This is a genomic window from Psychrobacter immobilis (assembly GCF_904846285.1).
GTDB lineage: Bacteria > Pseudomonadota > Gammaproteobacteria > Pseudomonadales > Moraxellaceae > Psychrobacter > Psychrobacter immobilis_D.
The window spans coordinates 1-12955 of record NZ_CAJHAD010000036.1; the positions used below are offsets into that span (position 1 = coordinate 1).

The 12955-nt window shown below is 41.3% G+C and carries 9 protein-coding genes; 2 read left to right on the forward strand and 7 right to left on the reverse strand.

Annotation, left to right across the window (positions count from 1 at the left end):
• Nucleotides 1-181: 181 nt before the first annotated feature.
• From JMX13_RS12935 to JMX13_RS12955, 5 genes are all read right to left on the reverse strand, one after another.
• Nucleotides 182-2512, reverse strand: a complete 2331-nt coding sequence (locus tag JMX13_RS12935; protein WP_201613173.1) for a TonB-dependent receptor — start codon at nucleotides 2510-2512, stop codon at nucleotides 182-184.
• A gap of 473 nt (nucleotides 2513-2985) precedes the next feature.
• A complete protein-coding gene (locus JMX13_RS12940; protein ID WP_201613175.1) occupies nucleotides 2986-4401 on the reverse strand; it encodes an MFS transporter in 1416 nt (471 codons plus the stop codon).
• A 220-nt stretch (nucleotides 4402-4621) separates the two neighbouring features.
• A complete protein-coding gene (gene fhuB, locus JMX13_RS12945; RefSeq protein WP_227686327.1) occupies nucleotides 4622-6805 on the reverse strand; it encodes a Fe(3+)-hydroxamate ABC transporter permease FhuB in 2184 nt (727 codons plus the stop codon).
• A complete protein-coding gene (locus JMX13_RS12950) occupies nucleotides 6802-7713 on the reverse strand; it encodes an ABC transporter substrate-binding protein (protein WP_201613177.1) in 912 nt (303 codons plus the stop codon). The genes fhuB and JMX13_RS12950 overlap by 4 nt, the downstream gene beginning before the upstream one ends.
• 160 nt (nucleotides 7714-7873) lie before the next feature.
• Entirely contained in the window at nucleotides 7874-8638 is a 765-nt protein-coding gene (locus tag JMX13_RS12955; protein ID WP_201613180.1) for an ABC transporter ATP-binding protein, read from the reverse strand.
• Between the two features lie 166 nt (nucleotides 8639-8804).
• Here JMX13_RS12955 and JMX13_RS12960 point away from each other — a divergent pair, with 166 nt between their 5' ends.
• Nucleotides 8805-9971: an SIP domain-containing protein gene (locus JMX13_RS12960; protein WP_201613182.1), complete on the forward strand. Its 1167-nt coding sequence runs from the start codon at nucleotides 8805-8807 to the stop codon at nucleotides 9969-9971.
• 543 nt (nucleotides 9972-10514) lie between these two features.
• Nucleotides 10515-10742, forward strand: coding sequence for a hypothetical protein (locus JMX13_RS12965; RefSeq protein WP_201613183.1), 228 nt, complete (start codon nucleotides 10515-10517; stop codon nucleotides 10740-10742).
• A gap of 512 nt (nucleotides 10743-11254) precedes the next feature.
• Here JMX13_RS12965 and JMX13_RS12970 read toward each other — a convergent pair.
• Both JMX13_RS12970 and JMX13_RS12975 read right to left on the reverse strand, forming a co-directional pair.
• Nucleotides 11255-11623 carry a hypothetical protein gene (locus JMX13_RS12970; RefSeq protein WP_201613184.1) on the reverse strand — a complete coding sequence of 123 codons (369 nt, stop codon included), beginning with the start codon at nucleotides 11621-11623 and terminating at the stop codon, nucleotides 11255-11257.
• A gap of 389 nt (nucleotides 11624-12012) precedes the next feature.
• Nucleotides 12013-12345: a hypothetical protein gene (locus JMX13_RS12975; protein ID WP_201613185.1), complete on the reverse strand. Its 333-nt coding sequence runs from the start codon at nucleotides 12343-12345 to the stop codon at nucleotides 12013-12015.
• Nucleotides 12346-12955: the final 610 nt, after the last annotated feature.

The following is a 12955-nucleotide window of genomic DNA, read 5'->3' on the forward strand; positions in this document are numbered from 1 at the left end:
GACACTTTTAATCACTTGTGCTCGAAAATCTGCTGAATAGGTCATTTGTTATTCTGCCATTTCGTTTGTTTTAAAACAATTGTATCTTATTTAAAAAGAACTGACTATATCTTAACTCATTGAAAAATCTTCTTACCAATCTTTATTTATTTCGTACCAGTTAAGTTTTTAGTGCTCTTACTTAATAATCAACGGTATAACTGAGACCATATGTTGTCCCTGTGGCAGGTAAACGGTTCAAGTCGCCAAACGTAGTTTGATGGTAAACCGTTTGATAGTCTTTATTGAGTATGTTATAAACTCCATAACCGACGCGACCGACAGGCATGTTTACTTGACCTAATACATCTAAAGTCATATAGCCTGTGACTGGCTGCGCACTAGCATCAGGGTCGTTTTGTTGATCTTTAAAGGCTCTGTCATCGCCACCAATCGCCAATGCTTGCAGTCGTATGTTACTGCCTTCATCAAAGTTATATTGTGCAAATGCAGTGCCTTTAAGCGGAGTTAAACGTACCGCATCTAGCTCAAGCCAATCACTGTCTTTCTTATATTGACCACGAGTGTAAGCCAAACTACCGCCGACTTGCCAGCTATCACTGATATCTTGGGTGAGTGATCCCTCTACGCCATAAACTCGCTCGTCGGTATCAACCACTTCTACGGTATAGTCATTGGTAAAACGCACGGTTTTATCTGAAGTATTATAAAAACCCGTTACTCTTGCTGACGTGTCACCATGCTTGCCTTGCCACCCTAAATCATAGTTGTTGATCGAGATAGGCTGCACATTATCTGAGTTGACCACATAGCCTGCACGTACATCACGCAGCGCACGCTGTATATCAGCGGTGGTAAATCCTTGCGAAAAATTGGCAAATATTTGATCATTCGGTGTTAGCTGATAACTGCTACCAAGGTTAAATAGCGTTTTGTCGTGATCGGTCTTACCCTCTGCTACGTCACCTGCTTGATAGTCAGTACTAGAGCCATTAAAGTAATCTTCTAACAGTTGCTCATAAAAAGGGGTAAAGGTATCTGTTTTTGATTTGAGTTTTTGATAGCGCATGCCAGCGCTAGCATGCCATTTATCTGTCATATCTATATCTGCATTGACAAATGCACCAATCTTATCAATAGTCGTGTCTGGCCCGCCATTATATGTCATACCATTTGTCTTTGAGACCAGACCATTACTGGCCTTGAACTGGTTGAAGTTTTGCCCATAGTAGGTTTGTTCACTATTCTCACGCTCAAAATCCGCGCCATAACTCAATAGCGTCTGTTTGCCAACAAGTTCAGTCTCAGTCTGCATGGCGGCGCGTAGACCCATCACTTCGATATCTGCTTCTGATTGCATAATGAATATCGCATTGGCTGACAGCTTTTTCGCTGTATCTTTGTCGGCACCGTTTTCTAGCAATACTGCACGAGCTTGTGCTCTAGCATCTTTGCCCGAAGGATAAAAACGCCCCTGTTCATCACGGTAGTAACCCGTAACACTTAAATTAGAACCAAAAACATCATCATTGTTATAATTGAGGTTCACCGATTTTTTGGTGGTGTAAGGCTGAGCCTCTATACGAGCGCCATCGATCGCTTTTAAGGATGGCGGCGCACCAAGTAATAATACTTGTAAATTGTTACCATAATCTGGACCATAATCGGTATCTTGCTCATCCTTATAATAAGTCATGGCAAGATTTAGGCTTTGGCTTTCATCGATGTCCATGCCTAAATTAGCGTTAACACTTAACGATTCAGTATCTTGCTGATCGGTTTGATTAACGTCTGGGCCGATACGATCACCACGGCTATCAAACTTACCGCCTCTATTCTCATAATCCACGTCTAAGCGACCATAGACGCGCTCGCCACCATAACCCAAGCTCTGTCCTACATGATAACCTAACGAGTCTGATTCAAAATCACGACTGCTATCGATACCTACTCGAGTTTGACCCGTAAAACCAGCGCCTGCTGCCGACTTAGTCACTAGGTTAATAAGACCACCTGCTGCGCCAGACCCATAAATACTGGTCGCACCAGAGAGCACTTCTACCCGCTCAAGCTGCTCTGGATCAATACTATTTAGCTCTCGTGATAAGCTGCGCGATCCTGATAAAGGCACACCATTGAGTAGATATTGTACGGGGCGACCACGCATCGTCGTACCATAATTACTGGTAGAGCCACTACTAGCACCCAAACTTGGAATCAGCTGTGCCAAAATATCGCCTATAGTACGGTTGCCTGTGGCTTGAGCTTGAATGTCTTCTTCACCAATCACTTGTGTGACTGCTGGCATCTCGCTAATCTTTTGTGCCAGCGCTGTCCCTGTCTTGGCACGCGCAGTGACTGTAATGGTATCCAAAGTCACGCTAGGCGCATCACTAGTAGCCGAATTTTCAACTGTATCTGTCGCTGACGCGTCGATATCAGTTTGTGCATATAACTGCTGGCTAATACATAAAGTAAGGAGGGATAGAGCAACTTGATGGTAGCTTTTCATTATTATTTCGCTTATTAGCTGAATAAATTGATAGGAGTTATGTTTAGCTTGTTCTGCAGAATGTACTAATTTTGTGAAAGATATTGTAAATGATAACTATTAACATTTCTATAATTATTTGCAAATCTGTGCCTTTGCATATATAAAACTCCTCTCTAAGAACTAAAAGCAAGCGGTTGAGTTAAGCAATATTTAGTGAAAAGTAAAATCGATACATCACCCACTGCTGAAATCAATTTTCTAGCAAATATAAATTGATTAAATTTATTATTTAAAATAACGTCTTACTTTGCTGGTCTGTCTAGGGCCTGTCTTCACTTTAAAAATGATAATAAAAATTATATAAACTGCAGTCAAACGAGGAAAATAGCGTAGATAATATCGAGATATTGATCAGTTATTTGAAGATATTTGGCAAAATTTAGTCATTTTTAGACCATTTAGGTATTTTCGTTTGATCATCTATGAATAACTTAGGCAGCTTTTGGTAATCGCCGCGCTGAAAAAACAGTCAAAAACAAAATGACAGCCAGCATGACAAAAATCTCTTGAATAGCAGCAGCAATGCTTTGCGTACTACCATTGGCCAATAACTGTGCCCCGCGCCCTGCCACGTAGACCGTAACCAGCGTGATAAAGACGGTAGAAACGATTCGGCGACTGATATTATTGAGCGCTGCGCCTTCAGTGACCACCTCTTTTGATAAGCTGCTAAAACCTACCGTGGTCGTAGGCAAATACGCCAGCCCAACCCCCACACCTTGTACACTCATCACAACCATCAGCACCCAAAGCGTTGGTTGGTACAGACACCATGCAAGCATCAGCATAGACGACGAGCTGATGATAATACCCAAAACTCCTATGCCTCTAGCTCCATATCTATCCACGCGCTTGCCTGAAAAATGAGTCGTGATACTAGACATCAGCGTCGCGGTCAACAAAATGATACCTGTCCATAACGCACTCTCGCCCATGACCTCTTGGATTAATATGGGTAATAACAACAGACCAACCATCAGACCAAGCGTCTGCGTTACACTGATAATCGTACTGTGCAAATAAATCTTATTAGTAAACAAGTTCAAGTTCAACAAAGGTTGACTCTGACGGCGCTCATATACCCACCAAATCACAAAAAATATCGAAAATAGGATGGCCAATAGACCAGTGCCGATCACGTTAGCAAGGGTGGCTTGAAAATCTGCTTTAAGCGTACTAAGCCAAGTCATCAAAGCCAGTAGCCAAACGAGCAAACTTACGAAACCAACCATATCAAAGGAGCTGCTTATCGTAGGCGAACGGAATTGGGGTAAAAACAACCATACCATAACCATCACTAAAGCACTGAGCGGTATCGTCGCGGCAAACAACGTCCACCATGCAAATTGCTCCATCAAATAAGCCCCTATCAATGGGCCAAACGCTAGTGAGATCATGATAAAAATGCCCCATAGCGCCATTACTCTACCGTGTTTATGCTGCGGATAAATCTGGTAGAGCATGCCAATAGATAAAGGAATAATCAGACCACCACCCAGCCCTTGTACAGCACGAGCAACGATCACCATTGCCATGCTAGGCGCTAACATTCCAAGTACTGACCCCAGCATAAATCCTACGATAGCGCCCGAATAAACAGGTTTAAATGCAAACCTTTTATTCAAATAACCGCTGAGCATAAGCCCCACGCTCATAGACAACATATAAGCATTTAAAACCCAGCCAGCTATAATGATGTCGACATCAAATACCGACATGAAGACCGGAATAGCAGGATTAAGTGCGCTATTGTTAAAGCTGACGACCGTACCGCCAAGCAAAAGGATGAATAGCACCTGATGCACTTGCCTTTCTGTCAGTTCGTGCCTACTGTCAAGTGAAGACATCACTTAAACCAATGACCAATGACCAATGAGACATTGTCTACTGGTTTGCTCATTTAATAACTTCAAAGTATCTTCACCACTCTATTCTGTTACTCTATTGACATTAGACAAAAAGAGATATGCGACTTATAGTTCTAAGTAGCAGACCAATGATAAGTACTAGTGAGAATAAACTCATCCGTCTGCCACCGATCTATCTCTACTTTTCCTTGCAGGAAAACTATCGGCTCACAGCCATGGGTACTTTTCGAATCAGCCATAAGAAATAGGCACCGCCAATGATGGCAGCAATTGTACCAGCAGGCAGCTCATAAGGAAAAATGATATAACGTCCAATCCAATCCGCCAACACCATCACACCTGCCCCCAATAAAGCCGCCAAAGGTAACTGACGCTCAAGCCTTACCGCACCAAGTGAGGTTGCCAAATGCGGCACCATCAATCCAATAAAACTCAGTGGGCCTACTGCAAGCGTACTGGCGGTACTTAGCGCTGCCACCAATGCCAATAGCGCCATCGTCACTGGAGTTACCGCTACACCTAAATTACGAGCGACGCCCGCCCCCAAACCAAGAACACGTAGAGGTTTGATGAGCAATAAACTTAAGGTAAATAAGACAAGCGCAATGCTGATGAGATACCATACTGTAATAGGCTGGGCGCTATAAGTGGTCCCTGATAGCCAACTGAGCATCGCCTCTAAGCGCGGGTCACCTGACAGCTTGACCATATGCATCACTCCATCCATCATGGCAGCAATGCCGATACCGACTAATAATAGATAGCCTGAGCTTACTCTACGTGCAAGCCAAATAATCAAAAGCAACACTGCCACAGCGCCTGACAATCCTGAAATCAATAAAGTGCCTGATCCCGCAGACAGCCCCAAGCTCGGTAGTAGCAAAAATCCTAAGATAACCCCAAGAGCAGCACCTGAGCTTACCCCTAACACTTCTGGACTTGCCATTGGATTGCGCGTGAGTGTTTGCAATAGTACGCCAGCGACAGCTAGCATGAGACCTGTTGCTGCCGCACTTAAACTGCGAGGCAATCGATACTGCTGGGTGATGGCCCAATCCGTGCTTAGCCCCCACCCATTGATATCTTGCACGAAAAGGCAAGCCAGCATGATCATCACGACCACGCCAAGACCCCAGCGCCAAAATGCGACAGGCGTATTGTGACCCGCAAGCGTGGGAATTACGGTTTCTATTCGCTCACGACGCTGGCGTAAGATTAACCAAATAATGAGGGGGGCGCCAAGAATACCAGTCAATGCCCCTGCTGGAATCTGCATACTCAGTATCGGCTCAAGCAATAAAGCCAAGTTGCTGGTGAGCCATAAAAGCAGCGCGCCTAAACCAAAGGCAGCAGCCAAACGTTTGCTAATTGAGGAGATACCAAGTGCATTAACCAAGCTGGCAGCGCCAAGACCGATAAAACCTATCAAACCGACTTCACTAACTACCAAAGCCGTCACAATAGCCACGATGAGCACCACGATGGCGCGTATACCGTTGATAGGCACACCCAAACGCTTGGCTTGCGAATCATCCAAACTCATTAAGGTCAATGGCTTTAGTAAAGGCAAGCATACGACCGTCATCACAACCGTGGTAATCGCCAGCATCACACTGGTATGCCAACTGTTTTGTGCCAAAAAACCTGCTGCCCATGACAACATACCATTGCTACGCTCAGCGAAAAATAACACCAAAACGTTAGCGACAGCAGCGAGTAAAATATTTACGACCAAGCCTGCCAATATTAAAATCAAAGGGTTAAATCGACTCGGTGCGGATAAGGCAAACACCAGTCCCATACTGATGATTGCACCGACAAAGGCGACATAAAGACCGCCATAAATCGCTAAGCTTGGCAAAAACAGAGTCACAATCAGCATGGCCAACTGTGCCCCCACGCCCACGCCCAATGTAGTGTCTGACGCGAGCGGGTTTTTTACCAACTGCTGTAGTAAGATACTAACGACTCCCAGCAGTCCGCCTGCCAATAGCGCCACTATACTGGTCGCCACGAGATGTAGCTGTGTCGCCATACTGGCGATATCCAACTGCGAGCTTGGGGTAAATAACTCGCTAAACGGACGCGCCCATGCTTGATTAATTAGAGCCCAACTGCTCCATACTGACAACACCATGAGTATGATGAGCATTGCCCACAATCGCCATGAAGTAGCCGCCAATAGATCATTTTTTTGCTGAGGCGAGTTTGGTGGCGGACTCGGTAATTTTTGATTTGATTTTGACAGTGACTTAGATAATGGCTTAGATGAATTGAGCAATTCAGAAGAGGAAAGTGACGTCATAGAATTAGCATCATTAATAGTATTATCGATATGAGTGCTATAGGGATTACTAGTCTGATTAGCTGTATTAATGATCATAATGCAGCTCCGCCTTTTAATTGAACCGTTGATAAATTATTCGCCAAGCCCACTAATGACGACATGCCACCATAAATCCATACTGCCGGTAGCTCACCCACACAACGATTACTACCGTAGCTTAAACGTTGCCAAATCAGACTGTCTTTAATCTCAGCCCTAGTTATTGGACTTAGGGGATCTATGACTAATAGACAAACATCTTCTTCTAACTGCGCTAAATCGCCCATCCGTATAGGAATGAACCCATAACTATTGCCTTTACCCAGTACTACAAGCTCTTTTTGCATTTGCGTCAGTGCGGGTTGGAACAAACTATTTGCGACATACATTCGCATGTTATTTGCATCAACAAACTGTACAACAGCGAATTTCTTCACTTTTGGGTAGCGCTGTTGCAGGCGTTTGCTAGCAAGGTCTATATCTTTATGGCTTTTGACAATATAATCGTCAGCCAGTTTAGGCTCACCAATCAGTTTGCCAAGCTTTTGAGTCGGTTGGCTATAGTCCGCCCAAGTCGCGGTCTCTCCTTTGGCAGCGAACACAATAGATTTTGCAGGCACATCGCCATACAGGTTTCGAGCATGTTCATAAAAAAAGTTATCCACGACCATATCAACTGGTAGTTGAGCGATTAATTCGGCATTGGGCTGATAGCGAATACCAACATCAACCGTTGAGGTCGGCAGTTTAGGCGTACCTACCCATCTGTCCCACACTCTGACATCGCCTGTCGCAATCGGAGGATAGCCCATCGCCGTTAACGTCGCCGCATTTCCCCAATCAGGAGAGGCAATGTTAATTTTAACGTTGGTAGCCGTGTCTCTTTGATCATCTTTCTGCTCAGTGATGGGTTTCTGACAAGCATTGAGTGCGGTGGCTAGTGCCAAAGTTATTGTGATCGGCAACCACTTTCCCTTAACCGTCGTAACACTTGAGTGACCAGTTATTGAAAGTTTTGCTAGCAGTCCGGAGGACTTATATTTGTGCAGGACAGAAAACATAACAGACTATCTTTTTAGGCGAATAGGTAAGAAGCGAGCGAGAAACAAGAAGAGAGGCCAGATATTAAGCGACGGCAACAGGCTGTCCTGTAATCGGATGACTGAGCAGCTGCATATCTACATTAAAGATATTACGCAGTACGTCAGATTGCATGGTGCTTTTGATGTCGCCGTTGTGACAAACACGACCATTTTTTAAGGCAATGATTCGATCTGCATATTGCGCTGCCAGATTAATATCATGCACAATAATGACCACACTCAAACCTTGCTCGTCAACCAAACGACGAATCAGCTGAATCACCTCAAGTTGATAGTGCATATCAAGCGCCGCTAATGGCTCATCAAGTAACAGATATCGGGTGTCTTGCGCCAAACACATGGCAAGCCAAACTCGGGCTCGCTCCCCACCTGAAAGCGTGGTCGTCGTACGATCAGCAAATGCCTCTACTTGAGTAATACGCATCGCTTGTGCGACTTTATCTTTGTCCATTTGATTTGGTTTTTGTAGCCACTTTTGATGCGGATAACGACCTAGCATAATTAGCTCATGCACAGTAAAGCCAGCCGCATCCGGTAGTTGCTGCGGCAAATAGGCCATCTGTTTAGCCAGCTCTTTACTACTGTAATGATTAATGTGGCGATCATCTAAGCTAACACTACCGCCATTACTTGTCATCTCGCCTGCCAACGCTTTGATCAACGTAGATTTGCCTGAACCATTGTGTCCTACTAAAGCGATCAATTCATTGGCATCTAACTCACAGCTTACATTGTCTAGCAAAGTATTGCCTTGGCGACTGATCGTCAGTTGGTTTGCTCGTAACATGTAGATACTCGTCATTAATTAAAGTCGATTTTATTTTGAACGGCTTGCATATTTGTTTTAAAAGCACAATAAAAAGTAATTTTACTCGTAAACGATAATAAAAACAATTATCATTCACTTAATATATTTTTTATTTTACCGTCTATTACTGCTTGTGAGTATACATATGACCCTTTCTATTCCAAATACTAACACTACCTTTGATAATCAAAAAAACGCATATACTCCTTTAAACTCCCCTGAACTTGCGAGCGCCATCAATCATATCAATGAGGAGCATTACGATGAGCTGCTTGAATTTTTGACAGCCTTTACCTTTATAACATCGCAGGATCTGATTAATGCAAACGTAAAATTGACAGACATTTATAATGAGGCAATCGCTTTACAAGTACAGTTTAAAGACGTAAAAAAAACGTCCAATCAGCTTTACGACCAGACGTTCTTTATACCTTTCACCTCACCTATCACACAGTTCAATGACTTAAACACCCAGTATATTTTGCTCAAACAAAAATCAGATAAAAAGCTTGGCAAAAAAACCATTAAACTGACCAAGCAGACTTTTACAGTGCAGGACAGTTATAAGGTTAGTGAAAACATGCTGCGTCTAGAATTGAGTGGGCCTAGGCTGAATACCTTTGATAAAAACTCAATTCTTATTGATGAGGCAGGCTATGCTTATTTGTTTGATTTAGCTCATAATGTCACTGCCTCAAAAATCAATGGCGATAGCGCCTCTCCCGCGCAAGCCCATCGCTATTACACGTTAAGAAAGGCATGGCAAAGCTCTGATGGTATGCAAGCATGGATCGATATCTTTATTCATGGGAATACCCCGGGCGGGAATTGGGCGACAGCACTGCAGGCAGGTAATACGGTTATCACTAAAAGGGAGTTCCCTGAAAAGGTTAAGCATTTACTTGATGGTCAAGCGCTACTGATCGTTGACGAGACTTCAATGCCAACAGCTGCACGCTTGCTAGAGCTTTGGGACAACCCTAAGCCGCCATTGATTGTGTGTGTCACGCAAGATGTAGCTGACCAAAAATATTTTGATAATATCAAAATGAAAGGCGCTGTTAAAGGCAATAGAGACAGAAATTTTACCGTATTACCTATTGTAATCGGTTCAATAAACTCAGGACAGAATTTAGCTACGTTAATCGATAGTAAACTCAACGATTATTTGACTGAATATGCATTGCAAATTGATAAGGTCTGGGGCGCACTAGAGGCTAGCACTGTGAAATCACTTCGACCTATATTAAGAGAAAGGCTCAAGCTCAACCGTGCAGAAGTCGTTGTGAAAGTGTATTGGCGTCGAGACTGAGTCTAAATAAATATAGTGTAGGCTAACCAATATAATTAAAACCATAGTTTTGAGCAATACAATCACAGAATCGCTCTTAGGGCTTAGAATTAATTCAACCTCGTACTATGAACTCTTTTAATGTAATAATTTAACAAGGTATTGAAAATTGAAAATAGAATACTGGATAGGTCTTATAATCTGCGTTACTTATCTACTGCTTATTTTGGTACCTCTATGGGAGTGGAAATATAATAAAAGTACTATGTCTATCTATAGAAAAGTGCTGATTAGCCTTTTGATGATAGAGATAGTCTCGTTGTTTTATGTGGTTTAATAAGGTATATCCTCCATTAGTACTTACCATAAAAGATAATAAACCTAGGACGATATTATTTTTTTTGGGCAAGTGCGTAAGCCTTAGCTTAATGTAATAGATAGAAAGTTAAGTAGCCAAAAAAAAGGATGGTCATGTTTAAGTTTCTAGAGCATAAGAAGACTGATACGTGGGTTGATAATGTATTAGTAATAGTGATACGCCTTGCAATTACAGGATTTATAGTAATGTTAGGGTTTTTCTTGGCGTTTGTTGCAACGATGGGTCCACCTATTGCACCTCATATTTGGAATGGGAGTCTGGATGGCGGTATTAGAATAGGCACTATTGTTATCGGCTTGGGTTCATGTGCTGCTATATTGCTTTGGTTTTTTTGGACACTATGTTGTGACATTTATCGCCTTATTATTCGTACGTCCCTGCCCGACTCTGATACTGATACTGAAACCAAATAGAGCAAGTAAGATTTATAGCTACCTATTATTAATAAACACCACAGAAAGAGATTTAGATGCCAAATTTTATAGTTGTAGACAATGAAATTGTTAAACTATCAGAAATAAGACGGATAACTGCGGATAAAAAGCGACTTACAATCACATTTCATTTAGGGTTTTGGAATGGTAACGCATTCAAACAATGTACTGACAACCAACATTTTGAAGAAGTTTTTAAGGATATAGTAATCAAGTTAGAAGCCGAGCATATTTGAGTATACTACTTAGAACACCCGGTTTTAGGTAGTGAGTTGTCCAGTCACCAATAATGACTGATAAATGAGCATAGAGACTACAAAAAAATACCAATACAGATATTTTGGTTTGACTGAGTCGGTATATTTATGAAATAAAAAACTGAAAATATTTAAAATAAGTAATATACCTAAAAAATAAGCGGCAGGTATTATTTCTTCCATCATATTAGGAATCTCTAACAGTTTTGTTATGGCTTACTAAGCATAATCCAGTTAAACAAACAGGCTATATAGTATTACAGCAATAAGCAAAAAGGACGATATATCATCACCCAGTATTATCAATTTATGCCAAGCTTTACTCTTGTTGTTATCGTGCATAATAGAGCTACTATTGTAATGACTTATAAAATCATCATCACTTATAGAGTATCTTTTTTTCGATAAAGATATTTTTTGATCTAGGTCTATAGGTATGACAACTTGCTTCAAAGCTGCTAAAAATACTCCTAGCCATATTAAGATGTTCGGTATATCTCTATCTATAAAAGAGGCCATGAAAAAACCAAAACTTAGGATTAAAACCACAATAAAAAGCTTGCGATAACTTCCTTTTGGGTAATCTAGCACAAATTTCCGCATCAAAAATCCTATATATTTAATATATCAAATATTAGAGTCATTCTACGATTTTCGAGAATTACTCTGACCTATAAATAACTCTATACCTAAACAAATAATAAACCCCATAAATCCTATAGCATAAAATGAATCAAGTAATATTTCGCCCGTTAACTTATAATCTAAATAAACGATTCCCATAAAAATTGTTAGAATTAAAGTTAAAGATAACGCCCTTTTTAGATAATATGTCATGCAACCCTTATCTCCATCCATATAAACAAACGTATGTTTATTTAAGATGTTGAATGTTAATGTTAGTGATAATCATTGTCAACCGATAGATTTGGTATCGTCTAATAACACGGTACCTCCTAGAATGGCGTTAGGCTATCAGCTGTACGCTTTTTTTATACACAGACTTTGCTAACTGTAATTTCATTTTCGTACTTACCAGTAGGTCCGTAACCACCTTCAGAGCCGACTACTCCGGCCACACAAGTTTCGAACGACTTGTAGTAGCCGTCTTGACCAATCTTATTAGAGTTTTCCATCAAAAGCCGTTTGGGATCTGCCACATAGTAAATTTTGCCATTCGCCTCTAGCTCATGTACTTCAAAGCTTCTTTTAAAGTTTCCACGCACCTCTACTTCTTCTGGGATTTGCTTTGTTATGGCTTCTGATGAGTTTTCTTTTACTTCACTAACGCTGTTAGACTCTTTGTGACTGCAACCTATACTCATAAATATAAGTGTGGCAAGTCCTACTACTACCAATCTGAAATTAAACATTAAGCTTTCCTTACCAAGGTATCAATAAATTAGGTTTCTTATAAAATGAGGTCAAAAAGGCTGGTAAGCATATAAATACAACGCTTTTTTTAATAAAATATTATCGACTAAAGCAAGAAATTCTACAAGAAAATTGATACTCTTTGATGGAGTGAGCTTTGACACTAATAGTTCGGCATCCTATTGAGAACTCAAACCTTTAGCTGTAGGCTAAAGGCGTCAATGGTTTGAGTTATTGTGATAACTGTAATGTAATTCATAGTGTACTATTTGAGCGACTCAAGATTATTTAAGTAAGATGGTATCTAGACCAAAATAGTTACTATATTAAGTTGTTATTATAAATCTTAACTTCTTCTATGATGGATTCAGGATCTTCCTCAAGTTCTAAGCCACCAGCTACGAAGTATATCCCTTCAATGATCTGTCCTTTGTCATCCGCTAGATAATGTACATCTTCTGAATCATCCAAAACTAACGCATGGTGAATCGCCCCGTGATTGTCGGAGACCTAACTTTCTGAGAGAATACGACAATGAAAAGACAAACCTACACTCCTGAG